The sequence below is a fragment of the Roseibium limicola genome, assembly GCF_017313085.1.
Taxonomy (GTDB): Bacteria; Pseudomonadota; Alphaproteobacteria; order Rhizobiales; family Stappiaceae; genus Roseibium; species Roseibium limicola.
Window position 1 is genome coordinate 15,073 of record NZ_JAFLNF010000006.1, and the last position, 22,105, is coordinate 37,177.

Annotated in this window: 21 protein-coding genes; 9 read left to right on the top strand and 12 right to left on the bottom strand. The window is 59.1% G+C overall.

The features are described from left to right. Positions 1 to 62: 62 nt before the first annotated feature. Complete coding sequence (locus tag J0X15_RS13805; RefSeq protein WP_206941866.1) at positions 63 to 1,118, top strand: sugar phosphate isomerase/epimerase family protein; 1,056 nt, start codon at positions 63 to 65, stop codon at positions 1,116 to 1,118. 9 nt (positions 1,119 to 1,127) lie between these two features. Further along, positions 1,128 to 2,285, top strand: coding sequence for a Gfo/Idh/MocA family protein (locus J0X15_RS13810; RefSeq protein WP_206941868.1), 1,158 nt, complete (start codon positions 1,128 to 1,130; stop codon positions 2,283 to 2,285). A 73-nt stretch (positions 2,286 to 2,358) separates the two neighbouring features. Here the strand turns inward: J0X15_RS13810 and J0X15_RS13815 are convergent, their stop codons facing one another. The 9 genes from J0X15_RS13815 to J0X15_RS13855 all read right to left on the bottom strand — a co-directional run bounded on the left by J0X15_RS13815 (position 2,359) and on the right by J0X15_RS13855 (position 11,532). After that, positions 2,359 to 3,105: a TIM barrel protein gene (locus J0X15_RS13815; RefSeq protein ID WP_206941870.1), complete on the bottom strand. Its 747-nt coding sequence runs from the start codon at positions 3,103 to 3,105 to the stop codon at positions 2,359 to 2,361. Beyond that, on the bottom strand, positions 3,105 to 3,752 hold the full coding sequence (gene otnC / locus J0X15_RS13820) for a 3-oxo-tetronate 4-phosphate decarboxylase (RefSeq protein WP_206941872.1): 648 nt from the start codon (positions 3,750 to 3,752) through the stop codon (positions 3,105 to 3,107). Before otnC ends, J0X15_RS13815 begins: the two co-directional genes overlap by 1 nt. Further along, positions 3,749 to 4,990, bottom strand: coding sequence for a 3-oxo-tetronate kinase (gene otnK / locus J0X15_RS13825; RefSeq protein WP_206941874.1), 1,242 nt, complete (start codon positions 4,988 to 4,990; stop codon positions 3,749 to 3,751). The genes otnC and otnK overlap by 4 nt, the downstream gene beginning before the upstream one ends. Continuing rightward, a complete protein-coding gene (ltnD, locus tag J0X15_RS13830) occupies positions 4,987 to 5,907 on the bottom strand; it encodes an L-threonate dehydrogenase (protein WP_206941876.1) in 921 nt (306 codons plus the stop codon). Before ltnD ends, otnK begins: the two co-directional genes overlap by 4 nt. Further along, positions 5,904 to 6,848, bottom strand: a complete 945-nt coding sequence (locus J0X15_RS13835) for an SMP-30/gluconolactonase/LRE family protein (protein ID WP_206941878.1) — start codon at positions 6,846 to 6,848, stop codon at positions 5,904 to 5,906. The genes ltnD and J0X15_RS13835 overlap by 4 nt, the downstream gene beginning before the upstream one ends. Continuing rightward, complete coding sequence (locus J0X15_RS13840) at positions 6,845 to 7,804, bottom strand: ABC transporter permease (protein ID WP_206941880.1); 960 nt, start codon at positions 7,802 to 7,804, stop codon at positions 6,845 to 6,847. The genes J0X15_RS13835 and J0X15_RS13840 overlap by 4 nt, the downstream gene beginning before the upstream one ends. Next, positions 7,801 to 8,766, bottom strand: coding sequence for an ABC transporter permease (locus J0X15_RS13845; RefSeq protein WP_206941882.1), 966 nt, complete (start codon positions 8,764 to 8,766; stop codon positions 7,801 to 7,803). Before J0X15_RS13845 ends, J0X15_RS13840 begins: the two co-directional genes overlap by 4 nt. Further along, positions 8,759 to 10,312, bottom strand: a complete 1,554-nt coding sequence (locus J0X15_RS13850) for a sugar ABC transporter ATP-binding protein (RefSeq protein WP_206941884.1) — start codon at positions 10,310 to 10,312, stop codon at positions 8,759 to 8,761. The genes J0X15_RS13845 and J0X15_RS13850 overlap by 8 nt, the downstream gene beginning before the upstream one ends. Positions 10,313 to 10,449: 137 nt before the next feature. Further along, entirely contained in the window at positions 10,450 to 11,532 is a 1,083-nt protein-coding gene (locus tag J0X15_RS13855) for a sugar ABC transporter substrate-binding protein (RefSeq protein ID WP_206941886.1), read from the bottom strand. Between the two features lie 168 nt (positions 11,533 to 11,700). Here J0X15_RS13855 and J0X15_RS13860 point away from each other — a divergent pair, with 168 nt between their 5' ends. After that, entirely contained in the window at positions 11,701 to 12,708 is a 1,008-nt protein-coding gene (locus tag J0X15_RS13860; protein ID WP_206941888.1) for a LacI family DNA-binding transcriptional regulator, read from the top strand. A gap of 92 nt (positions 12,709 to 12,800) precedes the next feature. Here J0X15_RS13860 and J0X15_RS13865 read toward each other — a convergent pair whose 3' ends face one another. Continuing rightward, positions 12,801 to 13,919 (bottom strand): iron-containing alcohol dehydrogenase, encoded by a 1,119-nt coding sequence (locus J0X15_RS13865; protein WP_206941890.1) that lies wholly within the window; start codon positions 13,917 to 13,919, stop codon positions 12,801 to 12,803. Between the two features lie 336 nt (positions 13,920 to 14,255). On the opposite strand from J0X15_RS13865, the gene J0X15_RS13870 reads away from it, so the two are divergent. The 6 genes from J0X15_RS13870 (at position 14,256) to pdxA (ending at position 20,179) form a co-directional block, all read left to right on the top strand. After that, positions 14,256 to 14,720 (top strand): tripartite tricarboxylate transporter TctB family protein, encoded by a 465-nt coding sequence (locus J0X15_RS13870; protein ID WP_206941892.1) that lies wholly within the window; start codon positions 14,256 to 14,258, stop codon positions 14,718 to 14,720. A gap of 29 nt (positions 14,721 to 14,749) precedes the next feature. After that, positions 14,750 to 15,706, top strand: coding sequence for a Bug family tripartite tricarboxylate transporter substrate binding protein (locus tag J0X15_RS13875; protein WP_209015341.1), 957 nt, complete (start codon positions 14,750 to 14,752; stop codon positions 15,704 to 15,706). Positions 15,707 to 15,796: 90 nt separating this feature from the next. Continuing rightward, a complete protein-coding gene (locus J0X15_RS13880) occupies positions 15,797 to 17,290 on the top strand; it encodes a tripartite tricarboxylate transporter permease (protein ID WP_206941895.1) in 1,494 nt (497 codons plus the stop codon). A gap of 3 nt (positions 17,291 to 17,293) precedes the next feature. Continuing rightward, the gene (locus J0X15_RS13885; protein ID WP_206941898.1) at positions 17,294 to 18,178 is read left to right on the top strand and encodes a dihydrodipicolinate synthase family protein; all 885 of its coding nucleotides are present in this window, start codon (positions 17,294 to 17,296) and stop codon (positions 18,176 to 18,178) included. Next, positions 18,175 to 19,149 (top strand): phosphoglycerate dehydrogenase, encoded by a 975-nt coding sequence (locus J0X15_RS13890; protein WP_206941900.1) that lies wholly within the window; start codon positions 18,175 to 18,177, stop codon positions 19,147 to 19,149. Before J0X15_RS13885 ends, J0X15_RS13890 begins: the two co-directional genes overlap by 4 nt. A 49-nt stretch (positions 19,150 to 19,198) precedes the next feature. Continuing rightward, entirely contained in the window at positions 19,199 to 20,179 is a 981-nt protein-coding gene (gene pdxA / locus J0X15_RS13895) for a 4-hydroxythreonine-4-phosphate dehydrogenase PdxA (protein ID WP_206941901.1), read from the top strand. A 50-nt stretch (positions 20,180 to 20,229) separates the two neighbouring features. Here pdxA and J0X15_RS13900 read toward each other — a convergent pair whose 3' ends face one another. Both J0X15_RS13900 and J0X15_RS13905 read right to left on the bottom strand, forming a co-directional pair. Continuing rightward, on the bottom strand, positions 20,230 to 20,973 hold the full coding sequence (locus J0X15_RS13900; RefSeq protein ID WP_206941903.1) for a FadR/GntR family transcriptional regulator: 744 nt from the start codon (positions 20,971 to 20,973) through the stop codon (positions 20,230 to 20,232). A 10-nt stretch (positions 20,974 to 20,983) separates the two neighbouring features. Next, on the bottom strand, positions 20,984 to 22,045 hold the full coding sequence (locus tag J0X15_RS13905) for a four-carbon acid sugar kinase family protein (RefSeq protein WP_206941905.1): 1,062 nt from the start codon (positions 22,043 to 22,045) through the stop codon (positions 20,984 to 20,986). Between the last annotated feature and the right edge of the window lie 60 nt (positions 22,046 to 22,105).

Sequence of the window (22,105 nt, forward strand, 5' to 3'; positions counted from 1 at the left end):
CGGGGGCCGGGATTTGACCATCTGAATTCCGGCCCTTCCTGTCTCCAAATACGAGAATAGTCATGAAAACGATTCAAGGGCCTGCATTGTTTCTGGCGCAATTTGCCGGAGACGAAGCACCATTCAATTCCTGGAAATCCATTACCAAGTGGGCTGCTGATTGCGGGTATCGCGGCGTTCAGGTGCCGACCTGGGACAGCCGGTTGATCGACCTTGAAAAGGCGGCCAGTTCCAAAACCTATTGCGATGAATTGTCCGGCACAGCGCGTGAAAACGGCGTTGAAATCACCGAGCTTTCTACTCATTTGCAAGGCCAGTTGGTGGCGGTTCACCCCGCTTATGACGATGCCTTCGAGGGCTTTGCAGCCCCCCATGTGCGTGGCAATCCGGCAGCCCGCCAGGCCTGGGCTGTTGATCAGGTCAAGCTGGCGCTGGCGGCAAGCCACAATCTCGGCATTTCGGCTCATGCGACCTTCTCGGGTGCGCTGGCCTGGCCGTTCCTTTACCCTTGGCCACAACGGCCGGCCGGGCTTGTGGAGACAGCCTTTGATGAGCTGGCCAAGCGCTGGCGCCCGATTCTCGATTATGCCGACGATATGGGCGTCGATGTCTGTTACGAAATCCATCCGGGCGAAGATCTCCATGACGGCATCACCTTCGAGATGTTCCTCGAGCGGCTCAACAATCACGCCCGCTGCAAGATGCTCTACGATCCGTCGCACTATGTGCTGCAGTGCCTCGACTATCTCGACAACATCGACATCTACAAGGACCGGATCGGCATGTTCCACGTCAAGGACGCGGAGTTCAATCCGACTGGGCGACAGGGCATCTATGGCGGCTATCAGCCCTGGGTCGACCGGGCAGGCCGGTTCCGGTCTCTTGGTGACGGCCAGGTCGATTTCGGCGCTGTTTTCTCCAAGATGACGGCAAACGACTTTGATGGCTGGGCCGTTGTCGAGTGGGAATGCTGTTTGAAGCATCCGGAAGACGGCGCTCGCGAAGGCGCGCAATTCGTCAAGGACCACATCATCCGCGTGACGGAAAAGGCCTTCGATGACTTCGCCAGCGGTGGCACAGACGACGCTGCCAATCGTAAAATGCTTGGAATTGGATGAGGGCGTACCATGACGACTGATGCAACAGAAGCCAGGGTCGATCGACCGATCCGCCTTGGCATGGTGGGCGGCGGCAAGGACGCCTTCATCGGTGCCGTTCACCGGATCGCCGCGCGTCTTGATGGACGCTATGAGCTGGTGGCCGGTGCCCTGTCGTCTTCACCGGAAAAGGCGCAGGAATCCGGCCGGGCCCTTGGCCTGAAAGACGATCGGATTTACGATTCCTTTGAAGAAATGGCCAAGCGCGAGGCACGGTTGAAGGGCGGCATTGAGGCCGTCGCGATCGTCACGCCGAACCATGTGCACTATCCGGCGGCCAAGGCCTTCCTGAAGCGCAACATTCATGTGATCTGCGACAAGCCGCTGACGTCGACGCTGGCCGATGCCAAGAAACTGGCCAAGGCTGCAGAGGCCTCCGAGGCGCTGTTCTTCCTGACACACAATTATACCGGCTACCCGATGATCCGTCAGGCGCGCCAGCTGGTCGAAGAGGGGGCGCTCGGTAAGATCCGGGTCATCCAGGTGGAATATCCGCAGGACTGGCTGACGGTTGAGCAGCACAACAAGCAGGCCGAATGGCGCACCGATCCGGCTCGCTCCGGTCTGGGCGGATCGGTCGGCGATATCGGCACTCATGCCTATAATCTTGCATGCTTTGTCACTGGACTGACCGCCAGCAGTCTCGCAGCGGACCTTCAGTGCTTCGTGCCGGGGCGGCAGGTGGACGACAACGGCCACGTGATGTTGCGGTTCGACAGCGGCGCAAGGGGGCTTTTATGGTGTTCCCAGGTGGCACCGGGCAATGAGAACAATCTCAAGCTCCGGGTTTACGGAGAAAAGGGTGGTCTCGAGTGGCATCAGGAAAACCCCAATAGCTTGATCTTTACCCCCTTCGGTGAAGCCGCTCGCATCATCACACGTGGTGGCGCCGGCATGTCGGCGAGCCTCGCATCGACGACGCGCATTCCACCGGGGCACCCGGAAGGGTATCTGGAAGGCTTCGCCAATCTCTACACCGAGGCAGCCGATCAGATCCGTGCCCATCAGGCCGGCAAACAAGTCGCTTCTCTGGTCCCCGGCATCGAAGAAGGCCTCTCCGGCGTCCGCTTCATCGACGCCTGCGTCCGCTCCTCCGCAAAAAACGCCGCCTGGATGCAATTGGAGTGAAGGCGGGGGCTCGGGAGGAAGGGAGGCGTCTCACTGAAACGTCTCCTGGTTGAGCGGAGACCACAGGGGTGATTTACAGCCGCCAGGCGAGCCCAGCGTCTGTCTCTCCTGCGGGGGTGTACTCGCAGCCGAAGGGGCTGGCATAGCCTTCTTGCGCGAAGGCTTTGAGCAGCTCTGTGTAGCGCAGTTCGCCGTGACTGGGTTCGCTCCGCTCCGGCCAGGAAGCGATCTGGACGTGGCCGACCATTGACTTGACCCGCTGGAAAGCCTCCAGCACGTCGCCGCTTTCATCACGTACGTGAAACCAGTCGAACATGATCTTGAGATTGGAGTGCCCGGCGTCGTGAACGATTGCGGCGGCTTGATCCACATCATGCAGGAAGTAGAGCGGCATCTTGGAGCGGCAAATCGGCTCGATCAGCACCGTCTTGTCGGTCTGGCGGCAGGCATAGTCCAGCACACAGAGATATTGCGCGCGAGCGGCTTCGCCCCCTGCCTGGCCGGCCAGCACGTGAATGGCGCCGGCGCCAATGGCCTCCGCGACGACAAGTGCCTCGTCGAAATCGCGATGCGCCTGATCCGCTTGGCCGGCGATGGCAGCACAGCCCGCTGTGTCGCCCATTCGAACGTTCAACCCGCAGACGGGTAGTGAGGTTTCCTCAAGGACGGCACGCACATCAGTCAGCGCCTCTCTTTGCGCTTCATCGTGAAATTCGAGCGCCTGAAAACCTGCGGCTTTTGCCGCGCGGATCCGCTGCAGAAACGGTCGGTCCTTCCAGAGAAAGCCGGTGTTGGCGGAGTAGCTGTAGATCGTGCTCATCAGTCCCATTCAATCTTGTATTTGGTCACCAGGGCGGAGATCTGCTCCGGCGTCAGAAGACGTGGCTGCAGGCCTCTCGTCAGCAGTGCGAGCTTGGCTGTCTCTTCCAGTTCTTCGACGGCATAGACGGCGGCTTGCAGATCCTTGCCTGCCACGACCGGTCCATGATTTGCCAGCAGAACTGCGGAGCGTTTCCCGGCAAGCCCCCGCACGGCGTCGCCCATGGCCGGATCGCCGGGCAGGAAGACAGGCAGCAGCTTGACCTTGCCCAGCCTCATGATTGCGTAAGGCGTGAGCGGCGGCAGGACGTTGTCCGGATCGGTCTCCGGCAACATGGACAGTGCAACCGAATGGCAGGAGTGGAGATGAACCACGGCGCCAGTGTGCATGCGGGTCTCATAAAAGGCCGAATGCAGTGGCATCTCCTTGGTGGGCTTGTCGCCTCCGATCAGCTGACCGTCTTTCGAGAAGTGGCTGAGGCGAGCGGGGTCGAGACTGCCGAACGATGATCCTGTTGGCGTGACCAGAAGGGTTCCATCTTCCAGCCGGGCCGAAATATTGCCTGACGCACCGCCCGTCAGACCTCGGTCGAACATGGATTTGGCAAGAGTACAGACTTGTTCGCGCAGGTGGGCCTCAGCGGTCATGCGCCCTCCAGAATGGCAGCTGCCTTGAAAAAGAAGTCTTCCGCGCCAAAGTTGCCCGATTTGAGCGCCAACGCCAAGTCACGGCCTTCAACCTGCACAGCAGGTACGCCCGGATCAATCATCGGGCCGATGCGCAAGGCTTCGGCTCCGACGGCCTCGACCACTGCTCCGGATGTTTCGCCACCGGCGGAAATGATCCGGGTAAAGCCGCGCTTGATGGCCCCCCGGGCAAGCTCGGCAAAGAAGCCCTCGATCGCGGTCGCACTCTTCTCCCGTCCGAAGCGCGCCTGAGCGACTTTTACTGCCGCTGGATCGTCGGAAGAATAGACCAGCGGCATTGACGCGGCACCTTGCGCCCAGTCGAGGGTGGTCTCGACCGTGACAGCACCAGAGAGGATGTCATCGACCAACACCTTGCACTGCGAGCCACCAGTGACTTTATGCGCGGCGATCTGATCGCGCGTCGCAGTCGAGCAGGAGCCGGAAATTGCCAGAACCGGGCCTTTGACGCCAGGCCACTTGTCCTGATCGCCTGGTTGGGCTCCATGAACGTCCGGCAGTCCCAGGGCAATGCCGGAGCCACCAGTGATCAGGGCGAAGTCTTTCGCTGCCTTGCCCAATTGCACCAGGTCCTGGTCGGCGATGGCGTCACACACAACGATCTGACGCCCGCCGGCGGCTTCCCGCAACAGGCCATCGCGGGCGTTTCCTGCGGTGATTTCCGCATGGGAGAGGTGGCCGATGGGGGATTGGGTCTGAAGGCCCAGGAACCGACGCAGGTCCGGATCGGTCATCGGGGTGAGCGGATGATTCTCCATGCCGGATTCCGACAGGAGCCTGTCCATGACGAAGAGATGACCTTGATAGACCGTGCGACCGGTTGTTGGGAATGCCGGACAGACAATGACCGGATCACTTGTTTCAAGCGCGTTGATCAAGGCTTCAGTGACGGGGCCGATATTGCCGTCTGGTGTGCTGTCGAAGGTGGAGCAGTACTTGAACAGGAACTGGGTACAGCCCTGTTCCTTAAGCCAGTTGAGCGCCGACAAAGACTGGGCAATGGCCTCGTCCGCCGGCAGGGAGCGGGACTTCAATGCGACAATGCCAGCTTCCACATCCGCAGCAGCAGGCTGCGAGGGCACGCCGACATATTGGACGGTCTTCAGCCCGCCACGGGCCAATGTCAGCCCGAGATCCGATGACCCGGTAAAGTCGTCTCCAATGGCGCCCAGCTTCATGATGCGGCCTCGAGATTTTCTGCCTTCGCCTTCGGCAATTCCAGCCCGGCATTACGCGCATAGATCTTGGCGACGGCTGCATCGTCCTCATGCCCGAGGTTCGATCCGGCGGCAGCGAGAAACTGCTGCAAGGCCGTCGCCGTCAACGGGGCAGGAAACTTCGCCGTGCGGGCGATGTCCAGAATGATGCCCAGATCTTTCGGCCAGATGTTGATTGAGGAATGAGGCGTGTAGTCGCCCTCGACGATATGTGGCGCCCGGTTCTCAAACATCCATGACGTACCAGCGCACTGCGGGATCACATCAAGGATCTGCTGTGGTGTCACACCTTGAGTCATGCCGAAAGTGATCGCCTCGGCCATGGCAGCGATGTGAACCCCGGCAAGCAGCTGGTTTACCGCCTTCATGGCAGAACCTGCGCCGACCTCTCTGCCGAGATCAAAAACCGTTTCCGCCATGCCATCAAGCGCAGGTTTTGCTGCGTCAAAGGCTGCTTGGGAGCCCGATGCCATCACAGAGAGTTTGCCGGCTGCGGCCTTGGCCGAGCCACCGGAGATCGGCGCATCGAGATAGGCCAGGCCAAGGTCTTCAACGCGATCAGCAAGCTGGCGCGCAAAGTCGGGTGCGACCGTGGCACAGGAAATTACGCTGGCACCCTTGGAAAGGCTGTTCGCCAGGCCGGTTTCGCCGAAGAGGACCGCTTCAGTCTGTTCAGCGTTAAGAACCACCAAAACCAGAATGTCGAGAGATGCGGCGGCGTCAGCGAGGGGAGACGCCTGGCCGCCGCTGGCGACGAACTTCGCCACCTGTTCAGAATTGAGATCGGTGCCCCACACAGAGTGACCTGCCCGCAGCAACGATTGCGCGATGCCAAGACCCATGGACCCGAGACCGATGACGCCAATGTTCTTAGTCACTTGGCTTTACTCCTAAGGCTTTCTGCGCCTCTGCGCGTGGTCTTCACGCGATAGACATGGCTTGATGAGGTAATGAAAAGATCGGTTCCATCCGGCCCGCCGAAACAGCAGTTGGAGGTTGGCTCCGGTAACAGGATTTTGCCGATGAGCTCTCCAGCCCTGTCGAGACAACGAATGCCGTCGAGGGCCGAGGTCCAGACATAGCCTTCCGTATCGACGCGAAAGCCGTCCGGCACGCCGGGTTCGATCACCGCAAAAATCCGCGAGTTGGTGAGCGTCCCATCCTTAACGTCAAAGACACGGATGTGATGCGGCAGTTTGTAGTCGAAACCCGGAAAGCTGGCGCCTTTGATAGCGCCACTGTCGGCGATATAAAGCAGGGATTCATCCGGTGAGAAGGCGAGGCCGTTGGGCTTGTCGAAGTCGGTCGCAACCGCCGTCAATGCGCCATCTGGCGAAAGACGGAAGACGTAGTTTCCGCCGATTTCGCTCTCTGCCGGATAACCTTCCACATCAGAGTTGATGCCGTAGGGCGGGTCGGTGAACCAGACCGAGCCGTCGGAGGCAACCACCACGTCATTCGGCGAGTTAAGCCGTTTGCCGTCAAAGTTCTCTGCCAACACCTGGACCGAGTCCGGGTCTGTCGGGTCGAGGCGACGAACCACCCGCCGTCCGCCGTGTTCGCAGGAGATCATGTACCCGTCGAGATCGGTTGTGTTGCCATTGGCGAATTCACTGTTCTGCAATGCCACGATCGAACCATCCGTCTCATTCCAACGCCACATCCGCTTGCTGGGGACGTCATTGAAGTAGAGGTGCGTGCCGGCCCAAACCGGACCTTCGGCCCATATGTGACCGGAGGAGATGATCCTCGGCGCTTGGTCTAGGTCAACGAATTGCGCAAATCGCGGGTCGTGGGGGGCGTATCTGGGGTTTGTCATGCTTTCCGCCTCCGCAGGTTCTGCGCCAACAACATGGACAGTACGATGGAGCCGAAAATGATCTGGCGCCAGGCTTCAGAAATCTGCATGACCGACAGGACTGAGGTTAGCAATGTAATGAAGATTGCACCGCCGATCGTGCCGACAAAAGACCCCTTGCCGCCGAGAATGGAGGTGCCCCCGATCACCACGGCGGCGATGGTTGGCATCAGGTACGGATCGCCCATGGACTGATAGGCCTGGTTGGCATAGCCGGCCAGAAGAACGCCGCCGAGGGCAGAGCAAGCTCCGGCCAGCATAAAGGCGCCGAAAACGATGCGCGGCGTTTCAACACCGGAGAGATAGGTCGCCTTTTCGGAGTTTCCGATGGCTATCAGATAGCGACCAAAGGTTGTGCGCTTCAGGATGGCGAATACCAGAAGGCACAGGCAGAGCCAGACGATCAACGCATGAGGGAGGCCGATGGTCGAACCGGTGGAGAGGGAACTCATCAGCGCGCTGGCCTCGCCCTTCGGGTTGAAGCCGCCGGTGTTCAGAACGGCAACGCCGAGCAGCATTGCATTGACCGCGAGTGTCCACACCATTGATGGTATCCGGAAGATCGAAACCCCGATGCCGTTGATGACCCCGACGAGAGCGCCAAAAGCCAGAGCGGCCGGAATGGCGAGAGCCACCAGGGCGGGGTTGCCGGTTCCTGCCAGGGAGGTTGACAGGATGGCCGCCCCGCCGAGGACCCAGGGGATCGAAAGGTCGATATGTCCGAGGAGGATGACGACCATGGCGCCCGTCGCGAGCACCCCCAGGAATGACGCGATTTGCAGTTGTTGCAGCAGATAGCCTGCGGAGAGGAATTTCGGGAATACGGTGGCGCCGACGAGGATCACGATGAGGGAAGCGATCCAGGGAACGAGCGCATCGGCATCCAGCTGCACGCGATTGAAAAGACGAGCGGTCATCGGTCGAAAACCTCCAGGCGGTTGCGCAGGCGCAGAATGTCTGCGCTGCCGATGGCAATGGCGACGGCAAGGATCAAGCCTTCGACGAAGGGTTGGGCGAGAGGCGGCAGACCGGAGAAGAACATGAGGGCGGAGATTGTCTTCAGGATGAAGGCACCGATCAGGGCGCCGAACAGACTGCCGACGCCGCCGCGCAGGGCGATGCCGCCAAGCACCACGGCTGCAATGGAGTTCAATGTGTAGTTGGGAGCGATGCTGGCATCGCCAGTCGTGGTGATGAAGCTGACGAAGAGCCCGGCCACGCCGGCAAACAACCCGGCCAGAACGAAAGCGGCGAGCCGGACCCGGGCTACAGGCGTGCCGGATTGAAAAGCCGCCTGTTGAGATGATCCGATGGCATAAAGCGCAAGACCGAAGCCGGTGCGCCGCAGCGGGATCCAGAAGACGACGACGATGACAGTCAGAATGACAAGCGCGGTCGGCAAGCCCCAGATATCGAGGGTCAGGGCGTCGGCAAGGTCAAAGTCGATTTCGCCACCGGGCGTCGGGCGCAGTAGGAGTGCCAGGCCGACAAAGACTGATGCGCTGGCGAGCGTCGCAACAATCGGCTGGATCCGGCCATAGACAATAGCCAGGCCATTTGCCAGACCGCACAGGGAACCGACAGCCAGTACGGCCAGTAGCCCGAGGCCGATGGACGTCGAGGATCCGATCAGCAGATGCGATGCGAGTGTGTTGGTTAGTGCCATGACGGCACCCACCGACAAATCGAGGCCACGCACCAGGACGGCGAAGAACTGGGCAATGGCGACCAGCGCCAACACGGTGCACTGATTGGCCCAGATGGTCAGAACATAGGTTGTTGGGCCGCTGGGGTGGGTGGTCAGATAGACGCTCACCAGCACCACCAGAAAGGCGAGCGCGATGACTTCACGCTTGTTGGTACGGATATCGTCAAGCATGGGCGGGGTGTCCTTGAGCGGCCTGCACGGGCACGGAATTCACGTTCAGGCTGGCCGCGATGATGTTTTCAGCCGTCAACTCCGGCCCTTCCAGAACCTGGCGCACTGCGCCGTCATAAAAGACATGCACGCTGTCGCAGAGGTGGATGAGCTCTTCGTAGTCTGTGGAGAGCAGGATGATGGCTACACCTTCTGCCGCGAGTTGCCGGATCAGGCGATAAATCTGGGTCTTGGTTTTTACGTCGATGCCGCGTGTCGGGTCGGCAAGCAGCAAGCAGCGTGGTTGCAGGGCCAGCCATTTGGTCAGCGCCACTTTTTGCTGGTTGCCGCCGGAAAGATCGGAGACCGGCTGGTCGAAGTTCCGGCACACGAGCTCCATCTCACTGGTGAAGCGGGTGAAAAGGTCAGGATCGATGCCGTTGTCCAGATCCGTCAATCCAAAGGGATGGCGGCCAAGTGCGGCCAGTTCCATGTTTTCCCGGATCGACAGTTCCGGAATGAGACCTTCCGTCTTGCGGTCCTCAGGGACCAAGGCAATGCCGGTGGGCGGTGCCTTTGCCGCTCGTGGGCTTTTTAGCTGTAAAGGGTGTCCGTTTTCTGAAATTTGCCCGCCGGTTTTCTTCAAAAGGCCGAACAGCGCCTGAACCAGCACCATCTGTCCCTGTCCGTCGAGACCGCCAAGCCCAAGAACTTCACCCGGCCGCACTTCCAACGAGACACCGCGCAAGGTGTCGCCGAAGCTGAGGTCATCAACCTTCAGCAGGGGGGCGCCGTCGGGAATGGGCGACAGACGTGGCGGGAAAAGTTCCGTTAGCGACTGACCGATCATCTTGGCGATGATCTCGGAATAGCTGTGCTTGCCCTTTTGGAACGTGTCGACATGCTCGCCATTGCGGAAAACGGAAATGCTATCGGCCAGATCATCCACCTCGTGAAACCGGTGGGAGATGAAAAGAATGCCGGTGCCCTGGTCGCGCAGATCGCGAACCAGACCAAAGACTTTCTGCACAACGGATGCATTGAGAGCCGAGGTCGCCTCGTCGAGGATCAACAGCCTTGGTGCGCGGCAGATCGCTTTGGCGATTTCCACCTGCTGGCGTTCTGGCAAGCTGAGATCGGCGACCTTGCGCTTCATCGGAATATGGGCGCCTTCGATGCGGTCGAGGATTGCGCGGGCGCGTGTCAGATTGCCCTTGCTCAGCCTGCCCATTCCGACTTCCTTGGCGCCGAGCAGGATGTTGTCGCGGACCGAGAGGTCGGGTACCAGCGACAACTCCTGAAACATGCAGACGATGCCGAGATCGCGGGCAGCCCCTGGGCTTTCGAGGCGGACCGGCTGGCCGTCCACGTAGATCTTGCCGAGTGTCGGTTGAATGACCCCGGACATGAGTTTCATGAGGGTGGACTTTCCAGCGCCGTTTTCGCCAAGGACCGCCCTGACTTCACCGGCCTGACAGGTGAAGGAGACCTTCTTCAGGGCCAGTGTTGCCCCGTAGGCCTTGGTCACCTCCTCAAAGCGGATCAGTTCGCGCTTCCCGTCACTCATTTTCGATTATTCCTTGTTCACCTTGCGCGAGCGTCGTTGCCTGTGACCAAACCACCCGGATGGCGGTTTGGTCACAGGCCTCCGTCTTCGACCAGTGTGGCCAGGTCGAAGACGGAGCGATTAGGCAACTGCCGGACTTAGTTGTTGTCCGGAGACTGGCCCATCAGCTCTTCAGGAGTGAAGGGCTTGAAGCACTCTTCGTAACCGGTGCCGGTGTTGAAGGACTTCGGCAGGTCGGGAAAGAAGTTCTCGCCGGCTGCCAGCTGATCCGCATAAACATAGGGGATCGGCAGGTAGATGGTCTGCGGCAGGGGATGTCCCTTGAGGAGATCGATGGCAGCTGCCAGGGCGATGGCCGACATGGCCGGAGCCTGAGAAGCAGAGACGCCGGGGATCTTGTTTTCTGCCATCAGTATCCGCACACCGTTTTCCGCATCGCCACCGACTGGAACAATCGGGTGGTTGGCGGCCAGCATGGCATTGATGGTGCCGGCCGTACCGTGCTGAGAGACGACACCTTCAACGGTGCCATGTGTTGCCAGCGCATCGGCCACAACTTTCTGGCTGGTACCTGTATCCCAGTTGCCGACGACTTCGACGATTTCCAGTCCATCGACCTTGTCCAGAACGGACATCATGCCAACGCGGCGATCACGGTCGGTGGAATTTCCAGGCAGGCCGTTGACCATGAGGATCTTCTTGGCCTTGCCATCGAGCAGATCCATCACGGTTTGTGCCTTCAGGCGGCCGAGCGCCTTCTGGTCTTCGTTGACCTGAACGATCTTGTCCGTGTCGAGAACATTGTCGAAAGGCACAAGAACGGTGCCTGCGCGGGCTGCCCGGCGGATCACACCTGTGAAGGCAGAAGGGTTCACAGCGGTGAAGGTGATGGCGTCGTAGCCAGCTGCAATGAAATTGTCGATTGCCGCGATCTGGGCAGCACTATCATTGCCAACCGAAATTACCTTGAACTCGGCGAGCTGCTCGGCGTTTTCAGGGCGAGCGGCCCAGGCCTTGGCAGACTGGATCGCGGCGATGCGCCAGTCGTTGCCGGCAAAGCCATTTACAAACGCCACCTTGTAGGGGCCGTCCTTGGCTGGATAGCTGATGCTGGTGGTGTCTGGAGCCGGTGCATAGCACTCGGGGCGATATGTGTCGGCTGCAAAGGCAGTAGTGGACAGCAGGGCCATGATGGCTCCTGCGAAAAATGCTTGTTTCATGTTTTCCTCCCAAAGGCGCAGTATGTGTGTTTGCGCAAACATACCGGCGAAAGCCACAATATGTTTGCGCAAACATTCGTCAAGTGTTTTTTAGGGGGATGTGGTTGTCTGATATGTAAACTAATATTTCCGATACAAAAAAATCATGTGTCGCCAAGGGATGGGAAATTGACGAAAAAGACTGGAGGACCATCAACTTATGACGTGGCCAAGCTGGCTGGCGTCAGTCAGATGACCGTATCGCGTGTGATGAGCGGAAAAGGTTACGCCTCGGAGAATGTAGTCGCCCGTGTCCAGGAGGCCGCCGGAAAACTGGGCTATGTACCCAACCGCATTGCCGGTGCTCTGGCCGGCAAGAAGGCGGCTTTGGTGGGGGTTATCCTGCCTGCGGTCTCAAACGTTGTGTTTGCGGAAGTCCTTCAGGGTCTCAATGAGGGGCTGGCTGAGAGTGGGTTGAAACCGGTCTTTGGCGTCAGCGGATATGATCAGCAGGAGGAGGAGCGGCTGGTTCGGGACATGCTGTCCTGGCAGGTCTCGGGTCTGGTGTTGACCGGACTTGAGCACACAGCCGCCACGCGGGCCATGCTGGCTTCGCATTCAACCGCTGTTGCGGAGGTGATTGACGTTGACGGAGAGCCGATCGCAGCGTGTTTCGGCCTGTCCCATGCCAAGGCCGCGACCGATATGGCGCAGCATCTTCTGACGAAGGGCTATCGGCGCTTCGGCTATGTCGGCTGTAATCTCGAGCGGGATCTGCGTGCCGGAAAGCGCCGCAAGGCCTTTGTCGAGACGGTGGTGGCCGGAGGCGGAGAGTTCGTGGGTGAAGCCTGCGATGACGCGCCATCTTCGATGCTGCATGGACGTGTCTTGACTGACCGCCTGATGGCCGCTGCAGAGCGCCCTGAGGCAATCTATTTTTCCAACGACGATATGGCGGCAGGTGGTCTGATGTATTGCCTGGCGAATGGTCTGCGCGTGCCCGACGACATCGCGCTTGCAAGTTTCAATGGCCTGGAGTTCCTCGAAGCCTTGCCCCTGCAGATCACCACATCCCGATCTCCTCGCCGCAAAATCGGCCTGCTTGCCGGCCATTATCTGGCACTCCGCAACGATGGCAAGGACGCTCTGGATAAAGTGGAACTATCTGCCGAACTGATTTCGGGACAAACCAGTTAAGCCGCTCGACAGCGCCCTTGTGTCAGTTGCCCGGGGTTGCATGAATTGCCTTGTCCAGGCTGGTCACCAAGGAGCAGCCTGGAGGCTTTGGTTCAAAAAGCAGCTTTGTAGATTTGCAGGATGTCTGCTTCGCTCAGGTCGACCGGGTTCCAGTCAAGAAGCCGTCGGATCTTGTGGGCGTCCTGAGCCATTGCGGGCAGGTCGTCCTCCGGTACACCGTGAGTGGAGAGGCGCATGTCCAGGCCCAAGCTTTCGCAGAAGCTTTTGGCTGCAGCGCGGACGTTCTCCTGGCCGCTGGCAGGAACACCAAGTGCTTCGCAGATGGCGGCCGTCTTGTCCGGGCAGGCGTCGGCATTGAATGCCAGCGTGTGCGGGAAGATCAGCGCATTGGCGATGCCATGCGGCAACTTGTGGCGTGTGCCGAGCGGATAGGCGACGGCGTGACCGCTTGTCGTATTCACCGGACCAAGGCAGACTCCACCATAAAAGGCCGCTAGGCACAGACCCGCGCGCGCTTCAACATCGGTTCCGTCTTCCACCGCACGCTTCAGATATTTGCCAACCAGTTGAATGCCCTGCAGCGCATAGGCATCGATCAGTGGATGCGCCCGCTTCGATGTGAAGGCCTCGACGCAATGCGCCATGGCGTCCACACCGGTCGCAGCGGTGACAAACGGCGGAACCGACATGGTCAGGGCCGGGTCGATGATTGCGAGGTCGGCGAGCATGTGAAGGCTCTCGGTCGCGACCTTCGCCAGAGTGTCCGGATCTGTAACCAGAGCCCGCGTGCCGACTTCAGAGCCGGTTCCTGCGGTGGTCGGGATCTGAACCAGACCGACCTTGCGCTGTGGCGCCCGATTCGGACCTGACACATCAGCGATGGTGAGGTCCGAACCGACCAGAACCGCAACAAGTTTCGCAAGATCCATGGCCGAGCCGCCACCAAAGCCGATGATGAGGTCGGCGGACCCTGCTGCCTGCACGGCGTCCATTAGATTAGTTACATCGGGTTCGGGGACAACATTGCCGAATACGGACAAGCCGTCGAGGCCGAGCACCTCCAGACGGGCAGCGTTGATCGGATCTGCCACGACGAAGGGCGCCTTGAAGCCCTTGGCGCGGACCCACTCGGGAAGTTTTGCCAGTGTTCCTGCGCCAAAGTGCACCTCTGCAGGGCGCTGCATGACCAAGGCTGTGTCGAGTGAGTGCATGGTTCCTCCGCTGGGAAATGGGGACGCAATCCGCTTTTCGGATCACTGAAATTCGATGTTATGAAGTCACTTGTAAATTTATTTGTCAATTGTAATCTTGAGATGTTGCCTTGATTGAGGCGTGCTTTTTTGCCCCAGATGTCTCGCCGAATCAGGAGGAAATACGCAGTTTTCTGGCGTTTATGAATGAGATATGCAGGGACTGAACACTCTCTGGTTATTATGATGAAGTAAGGCTGGTCGCGATACATGAACATATTTCAGAAATTCAGTTGACAAGTTTGCATGCGCTCGACATGTTCACTCCAAAGATGTCTGGTCCTTTTGGGAGGAACGATGACTGTGGTCCGGCAATACAAGGCTGACTTGTGGATCGGCGGCGGGCTTTGCGCTTTTTGCGCGTTCGCTGCCTGGCGCACTCTCAATATCAAGCAGGTGGTTTCGCCAACTATGGCGGGGCCTTCATTCGTGCCCTGGTTGATGGTTGTCGTCATCGCCGTTCTGGCTCTTTGTCTGATCTTTCGCGGACTGCGACGGGCGCAAATGGCGGGGGCGGGGCGCTCCATGTCGCTGCCTGATCGGCGTTCACTTTTGAGGATTGCAGCGTTTGTTGTCCTGCTGGTTGGCTATGCGGGTGCGTTTTACCCGGTTGGGTACATCCCCTCGACTTTGGTTGCTTTTGTGATCGGCCTTTGGCTGATCGGCGAGCGGAAAATCTGGGTCCTCGTCGGGTTCCCGGTTGTGATGACCTGTGCGGTCTACTTCGGTTTCACGGAACTGCTGTCTGTCTGGTTGCCGTGAAGATTTCGTATTTCTAGGGAGGAAATATCATGTTCAAGACAAATGTAGCTGCCATCGCGATGGTTCTGGGAGTGGCAACACCTGCTTTGGCAGAGTTCCCGGAGCGCCCGCTTCAGGTCATCGTTCCTTACTCTGCCGGCGGGTCTACGGATCTGGGTATGCGCGTCGTCGCCGATGCGCTTGAGACCAAGTTTGACGGACTGCGTGTTGTTGTCCGCAATCAGCCGGGTGGCGGTGGTGGCATCGGCACATCGGCCGCAGTTCATGCCCGTGCAGATGGCTACACCTTGGGTGCTGGTGCGCAGGGACCGATCGCGATCTTGCCGCATGTTGGCGGCGCGGATTACACTGTTGATGATTTCGAGTTCGTTGGCCTGTTCGCCCGTTCGCTTCAGGTGCTGGTCGCCTGCAAGGATGCGCCATTCTCCGACTATGACAGTTTCATCGCCTCTGCGGCAGACAAGGCGCCTCAGATTGGCAATTCCGGGGCCGGTGGCGCAAACCACATCTCCGCTGAAGCTTTCGCAAAGGCTGCCGGGATCAAGATCGAATCCATCCCTTTTGGCGGGTCTTCCGAAGCGCGCACCGCGTGTATCGGCGGTCATATCGATGCCATGGTGGCGTCACCGGCCGAAGCCAAGGCCTCGTCTGAAGCTGGTCAGATGACGCCGCTTTTCGTCATGGAAAATGCGCGTATCGATCTCTTCCCCGATACTCCGACGGCTGTTGAAAAGGGTGTCGATTTCACCTGGTCGTCCTACAAGGGGTTCGTTGCGCCCAAGGGTATTCCCGACACCGATCTTGCCTGGCTGCGCAATGCAGTGAAAGAAGTGGCAACGGATCCGGCCTTCATCGCCAAGATGACAGAAATGGGTGAGTTCGTGACCTATGAAGACGGTCCTGCCTTCGAAGCGCGCGTCAAGAAAGACAGCGAGATGGCCAAGACGGTTCTGGAAGAACTCGGTCTTCTGGGCATGAACAACTAAGCCTCGGGCTGAGTAACTCTGGACCGGAGCGGTTTGCCGCTCCGGTCTCTGCTTCTCTCAAAGGGCGACGCCCTGACACGTCGGTTCATTATGGAAACACTGTCGTACCTCGTTCCGTTGTTCCAGGTTGATGTTCTCTGGACCATTGCCCTGGGCACCCTAGGTGGCCTCGTGATTGGCGCCTTGCCTGGCCTGACGGCGACCATGGGCGTCGCCTTGCTGATCCCGTTGACCTTCGGCATGACACCGGTCATGGGCCTGAACATGCTGATTGGCATCTACATCGGCGGCATTTACGGCGGCTGTGTCTCTTCCATCCTTCTGCGGACACCAGGCACACCAGCCTCTGCTGCCACTGTGCTCGACGGCTATCCGCTGGCGCAACAGGGGCAGGCGGGCAAGGCGCTTGGCATGGCGACGATTGCCTCCACCATTGGCGGGCTTATTGCCGCTGTGGTGCTGGCGTCACTTGCACCTCAGCTGGCCGGCATTGCGCTTGAGTTCGGCGCGCCGGAATATTTCGCACTGGCCCTGTTTGGCCTGACAATCATTGCTTCGCTGTCTGGTGACCTGTTGAAGGGCGCAATTTCCGGTCTGCTTGGCATTCTCATTGCCTGTGTTGGGGCAGACCCGATTTCCGGCATTTCGCGCTTCACCTTCGGCATTCAGGGGTTTGCGTCGGGTTTTGCCTTTACGCCGGCTCTGATCGGGCTCTTTGCGCTCTCGGAGGTCTTTACCCAGATCGAGCGTATGGCCAGCAAGGAAACCCCGGTTTCCCTGGTGAAAAACCGCTGGCCCAGCATGGCTGAAATGAAGGAAAGCCGCAGCGCGCTCGTTCGGGGCTCGCTGATCGGAACTCTGATCGGGATCATCCCCGGCACCGGTTCTGGAACGGCATCCTGGATTTCTTACAATGAGGCGCGCCGGTCCTCGAAGACTCCTGAAAAATTCGGCACTGGCCACATGCCCGGCATTGCCGCAACTGAAAGCGCCAATAACGCGGTTTGTGCGGCCGCTCTGATCCCGTTGCTAGCGCTTGGTATCCCCGGCGATGTTGTGACTGCCGTGTTGATGGGTGGCCTGATGATCCAGGGGTTGGCGCCCGGCCCCATGCTGTTCCAGACCAACCCGGACGTCGTCGTTGGCATCTTCGGTGGCACCTTTATCGCGACGATCTTCATGTTCATTTTCGGCATGGCGCTGATCCCGGTCTTTTCAAGAATCCTGATGATCCCGCGCCGCCTGCTGACCATGTCCATCGTGATCTTCTGCTTTATCGGCTCCTTTTCGATCAATCTGAACCCTGTGGATCTCTATACCATGGTGGGTTTCGGTGTTCTCGGCTGGGGGATGCAGAAATTCGGATTTTCGCAGGCCGCTCTATGTATTGCCCTGATCCTGGGGCCAATGCTGGAGGCCAATCTGCGTCGGGGACTGCTGCAGGCAGGCGACAATGTCGTCGAATTCCTGTCCGGTCCGATCACACTTCTTTTCCTCGGATTGACGGTCCTGTCGCTCGGCTGGCCGTTGATCGCGAAGCTGCTCGCTCGCAAGAGTGGGCCGCGCCCTGAACTCACGGAGTAAGCCATGACCCGCAATGCCCACGTCGCCCTCGTTACCTGTTTTAATGAAGACGAGACGATCAACTATGAGGCGACCCGTGCGCAGGTGCGCCGTCAGGTCGCTGCAGGCAATGATCTGATGGTCTGCGGTACGAATGGCGATTTTTCCGCCCTGACCCACGATGAGAAAATCCGGTTGACCCAAGAGGTCATGGACGAAGTTCAGGGGCGGGTGAAAGTTATCGCCAATTTGGGCTGTCCTGCGACGTTTGAGACCCTGCAGCTTGCCAAGGCTGTTGATGGGCTCGGACTGCATGGCATTGCGGTGATCACCCCTTATTTTATCGCATGTACGCAGGATGGATTGATCCGGCACTTCACCACAATCGCGGATGCAGTGAAGACCCCGGTCTATCTCTACGACATTCCGGCACGCACCCAGAACCATATCGAGCCGGCAACGGCAAAGGTTCTGGCAAAGCACCCGAATATCGCCGGCATCAAGGATTCCGGCGGGTCCTCCGAAACGGTTCTGGAATATCTTGAAGTTGCCAAGGAGGTCGGCAGTTTTGAAGTTTATTGCGCCCCGGACCATCTGGTTCTCTGGGGCCTTGAGCAAGGCTGCGCCGGTGTCGTATCCGGTCTTGGCAACGTGGCTCCGGAGCTGCTCGCGCAGATCATCAAGGGTTTCAACGAAGGCGACATCGACAGCGCCAAGGCGGCTCAGGAGAATTTTGCTGGTCTGCGTGTGGACCTTTACGCCCTCGGCTTCCCGCCAGCTCTGGTCAAGCGTGCACTGTACATGAATGACAGGTCTGTCGGGCTGTCACGCCAACCTGCCCTGCTGCCCGATGCGGATCAGGATGCCAAGATTGCCGAAATCCTGACGAATCGGAACTTGTTGAAATGACGGTTGTTGTCACCACGTCGCCGGGCTTCGGTAAACATGGCAAGGTGCCGGGCCTGATCAAGGACGCTGGCTGGGAATTCATCCGCTGTACCGACAAGGATCGCGCTGATGGTGGATTGTCCGAACACATTGCCCGCGCAGACTATCTGGTGGTTGGGCTGGTTCCTGTCACTGCGGACACTCTGACTGCCGCGAGCAATCTGAAAGGCGTCATCAAGCATGGGGTTGGTGTTGATAACATTGACATTCCGGCCTGCACGACGAGTGGACTTCCGGTGTGCAACACCCCGGCGGCCAATGCGGACGCTGTCGCGGAATTGGCTGTCGGACTGATGTTCTCGATGGCCCGCTTCATCCCGCAGGGCCATGGGAGTGTGACGTCTGGCGGCTGGGAGCGTCGGGTTGGAAGTCAGCTGGGCGGCAAGACGCTGGGCATCGTCGGGCTTGGCAATATCGGCAAGCGCCTGGCCAAACTCGCGCGCGGTCTGGGGATGCATGTTGTCGCCAGTGACATGTATCCGGACAAGGCTTTCGCGGCGGAATACGGGCTCGAGTTCCTGTCCTTGCAGGAGCTTCTGGCCACGGCAGACTATGTGTCGCTTCACGTTTTTGGCGGCAAGGGCAATGCTGCCCTGATCAACCGGGACAGCCTGACCAGCATGAAGCCTGGCGCAAGGCTGATCAATCTGGCGCGCGGCGAAGTGGTGGATCTTGACGCAGTGGCGGAGGCTCTGGCAAGCGGCCACCTAGGCGGCGTGGCGATAGACGCCTATGTTCAGGAGCCGCCCGCGATTGATCATCCCGTCTTTTCGCATCCCAACGCGATCTTCACCCCGCATTCCGGCGCCGATACACTGGAAGCGCTGGAAAATGTCGGTCTGATGGTGATCGAGGATATCAAAACGCTGATTGCAGGCGAGATGCCTGTTCGCTGCCTGAACGCCAAGGATCTTTGCGCCAGGGACGTTTGAATGAGGACTGCAACCATGAGCTTGCAGGATCCTCGAACCGGAGAATGACATGACCCAGAAACCGATCGTCATCACCATGGGCGACCCGTCAGGTGTTGGCGCCGAGGTGACGGTGAAGGCTATGGCTTCCTTGCCGGCGCAGGAGCGTGGACGCTATGCGGTGATCGGCGATATGCCGACCCTCGAACGGGCTATCAAGGCTTGCGCTCTTGAGTTGAAGCTTGTGCCCTACGGGGGCAAGGTCGCTGAAGGTGATCTTGCGGTCATCCATATCGATGTGGACGGCTTGCCGGGCAAGTTCGGTGTGCTGTCTTCGGCCTGCGGCGAAGCCTCCTTCCGTTATATCGAGAAGGCGGTTGAGCTGACCCTTTCGGATCAGGCTGTCGGCATCGTCACGGCGCCGATCAACAAGGAAGCCCTGAATGCCGCCGGTCACCACTACGATGGTCATACCGGCATGCTGGCACATCTGACGAAGTCCAAGTCGAGCTGGATGCTTCTGGCGTCGCCAACCCTGAACGTCCTGCATGTCTCGACCCATGTGTCCTTGAAGGATGCCATCGGACGGGCGACCCCGGAGCGGGTTCTGGAAACCATTCGCACTGGCCACAAGCACCTGAAGCGGATGGGCGTTGAAAATCCACGTATCGCGGTTGCCGGTATCAATCCGCACTGCGGCGAGAACGGATTGTTCGGGCGCGAAGACGACGTGCAGATTGCGCCGGGTGTCAAGCAGGCTCAGGACGAAGGGATCAATGTTCAGGGGCCGATTTCGGCCGATACGGTCTATCACCGCGCAAATACAGGCGCTTTTGATCTGGTTATCGCGCAGTATCATGATCAGGGCCATATCCCGATCAAGCTGATTGCCTTCGATACGGCAGTCAATGTTTCGCTTGGGCTACCGATTGACCGTTGCTCGGTCGATCATGGAACCGCGTTTGATATTGCCGGAACAGGCAAGGCAAATCACGTCAATATGCTTGCTGCTCTGGATTATGCTGGAAAGCTCGCCATCGGGAGATTCTGATCTGGGCCTGAGATACGGGTCTCAAAAAGGCGTCCCATGAGGCGCCTTTTTCATTTCTCTCTGATGCGCAGATCCAGCAGCCCGCTGCCGAAGAGCCTGTCGCGCGAATGCTCCAGATGCGCCAGCATCAGAGCCTCGGCTTCCGCAGGTTTCTGGTCCCGAATGGCCTCGTAGATCCCGGTATGTTCTTCGAGGACGGTTTCCAGGGCCTTTGACCCGTCGGTCATCAGCGACTGGCCATGCATCTTCATGCCGACATAAATATGCTCGCGAAGGGCGCGAACCGCCGCCTCGTAATAATGATTGTTCGAGGCTTTGGTGATGGACAGGTGGAAGGTGAAATCCGCATCTTCCCGATGCTCGTGGCTGCCGGTTGCGGCTCGCATCAAATCCAGCGCCTCGCGAATTTCTTCGAGGGAGGCCGTGTCGCGGCGTTCCGCTGCAAAGCGCGTGGCGGCGGTTTCGATGGTGATACGGAATTCGTAACACCGCTGCACGTCGGCCAGATTCTGCACCTTGGCGAAGCCGACCGGGTTGGCGGTCGCCGCCCGCACGTAGTTGCCGGCTCCCTGGCGTGAGTAAATCACCCCTTCGGTCCGCAGCTTTTCCAACGCCAACCGCAGTACCGGACGGGAAACGCCGAATTCATCAGACAACGTGTGTTCTGACGGCAGCTTCTGGTTCAGCGGATATTCGCCATTGGTGATACGGCTATAAAGCGAATGATAGACCCGGTCAGCCAGAGTGAGCTTTGGCCTTTCGCGAGTTTCTTTGGTCTGCGCGTTTTTCAACATCAAGGCCTTTTCAAATCGGAGCGTCGGGCAAGGCTATAAAATTCTGGGCAAGTTTTACAAGGGTTTCGGGTGTGCCGAAACCGCCTGATTTGGTAATGACGGTCATGCCGGGTCGTCCGTCCACCATAGTGGATACCGGCAGGCCAGGCAGTCTTTCTCCCAAGACTTGCAGAACCCCGCAGCCAAGCTGTCTGGCAATTTCTGCGGCAGTCTCGCCGCCGCTGGCAACCAGGGTTTGCGGTTCGAACCGCGCGATGAATTGGCTGCAGGTGTCTGCAAATTGTTGAGCGACAGTCTGACCATCAAGGGTTTCAGGCCCTTGCGTCAACTGCAGAACCTGCAAGGCAGCGGGTAATGCGGCGGCAGTATCGGCATGTCCATTGGGTAATGGCATTGGAACGATGCCTGCAACCTTCAGCGTTTCAATCTGGGCGAGGGTGATCGGGTCACGCGATCCGATGGCGAACAGGGCGGGGCCTTGCAGATCGCAGTCGAATTCTTTGACGCGCGCCGGTGCAAAGCGTCGCGCCAAAGCTTCGGCAAGGCCCGCAGCTCCGACGAAAAGCGTTTCGGCTCCGTGGTCTTGAACGGCAGCATCCAGATCGGCATCTTCGGTCACATCGACGATTGCTGACAGTGGGCATTGGGTGCGCTCTGCCACGGAGATCGGCTCGGCGATGCCTGCCCCGAAGAGCGTTCCGGATTTTACAAGTCGTGCGAAGCGCGGGATGGCAGGCGAAACGAGCCAGGAGGAACGTGCAGGACCAAGCCCTGACAGCTCTGCGGCTACATGACCTTTCAGGCGGCTGTCGACTTTCTTGAAAAGCAGTGCCTGGCTCCAGGGCGCAAGTTTTTGGCATGCGGCCCAAACGGCGCCAACTGCATTTTGTGCTGATTGCTCAGAGCCTTCCCGAGTGTTTGTCGAGATAGCCAATACATCTGGGCTACGTGCGAGCGCCTCAGTCACGTGGTCGGGCGTCAGGGCGCAGAGAACGGACAAGCCGCGCCCGGCGAACGCCACGGAACTGTCGAGAGCTCCGGTGACATCGTCAGCGATAATCAGAATTTTCATGCGGCTGCCGTTCAGACATCAGGGTGTTGCAGCTTACAAGAAATCAACTTGTAAAACAAA

Excerpts from the sequence above, each read along its gene's own strand:
- J0X15_RS13805 (WP_206941866.1), top strand. The coding sequence starts at position 63 with ATGAAAACGATTCAAGGGCCTGCATTGTTTCTGGCGCAATTTGCCGGA.
- J0X15_RS13810 (WP_206941868.1), top strand. The coding sequence starts at position 1,128 with ATGACGACTGATGCAACAGAAGCCAGGGTCGATCGACCGATCCGCCTT.
- J0X15_RS13815 (WP_206941870.1), bottom strand. The coding sequence starts at position 3,105 with ATGAGCACGATCTACAGCTACTCCGCCAACACCGGCTTTCTCTGGAAG.
- otnC (WP_206941872.1), bottom strand. The coding sequence starts at position 3,752 with ATGACCGCTGAGGCCCACCTGCGCGAACAAGTCTGTACTCTTGCCAAA.
- otnK (WP_206941874.1), bottom strand. The coding sequence starts at position 4,990 with ATGAAGCTGGGCGCCATTGGAGACGACTTTACCGGGTCATCGGATCTC.
- J0X15_RS13835 (WP_206941878.1), bottom strand. The coding sequence starts at position 6,848 with ATGACAAACCCCAGATACGCCCCCCACGACCCGCGATTTGCGCAATTC.
- J0X15_RS13840 (WP_206941880.1), bottom strand. The coding sequence starts at position 7,804 with ATGACCGCTCGTCTTTTCAATCGCGTGCAGCTGGATGCCGATGCGCTC.
- J0X15_RS13845 (WP_206941882.1), bottom strand. The coding sequence starts at position 8,766 with ATGCTTGACGATATCCGTACCAACAAGCGTGAAGTCATCGCGCTCGCC.
- J0X15_RS13850 (WP_206941884.1), bottom strand. The coding sequence starts at position 10,312 with ATGAGTGACGGGAAGCGCGAACTGATCCGCTTTGAGGAGGTGACCAAG.
- J0X15_RS13855 (WP_206941886.1), bottom strand. The coding sequence starts at position 11,532 with ATGAAACAAGCATTTTTCGCAGGAGCCATCATGGCCCTGCTGTCCACT.
- J0X15_RS13865 (WP_206941890.1), bottom strand. The coding sequence starts at position 13,919 with ATGCACTCACTCGACACAGCCTTGGTCATGCAGCGCCCTGCAGAGGTG.
- J0X15_RS13870 (WP_206941892.1), top strand. The coding sequence starts at position 14,256 with ATGACTGTGGTCCGGCAATACAAGGCTGACTTGTGGATCGGCGGCGGG.
- J0X15_RS13875 (WP_209015341.1), top strand. The coding sequence starts at position 14,750 with ATGTTCAAGACAAATGTAGCTGCCATCGCGATGGTTCTGGGAGTGGCA.
- J0X15_RS13880 (WP_206941895.1), top strand. The coding sequence starts at position 15,797 with ATGGAAACACTGTCGTACCTCGTTCCGTTGTTCCAGGTTGATGTTCTC.
- J0X15_RS13885 (WP_206941898.1), top strand. The coding sequence starts at position 17,294 with ATGACCCGCAATGCCCACGTCGCCCTCGTTACCTGTTTTAATGAAGAC.
- J0X15_RS13890 (WP_206941900.1), top strand. The coding sequence starts at position 18,175 with ATGACGGTTGTTGTCACCACGTCGCCGGGCTTCGGTAAACATGGCAAG.
- pdxA (WP_206941901.1), top strand. The coding sequence starts at position 19,199 with ATGACCCAGAAACCGATCGTCATCACCATGGGCGACCCGTCAGGTGTT.
- J0X15_RS13900 (WP_206941903.1), bottom strand. The coding sequence starts at position 20,973 with ATGTTGAAAAACGCGCAGACCAAAGAAACTCGCGAAAGGCCAAAGCTC.
- J0X15_RS13905 (WP_206941905.1), bottom strand. The coding sequence starts at position 22,045 with ATGAAAATTCTGATTATCGCTGACGATGTCACCGGAGCTCTCGACAGT.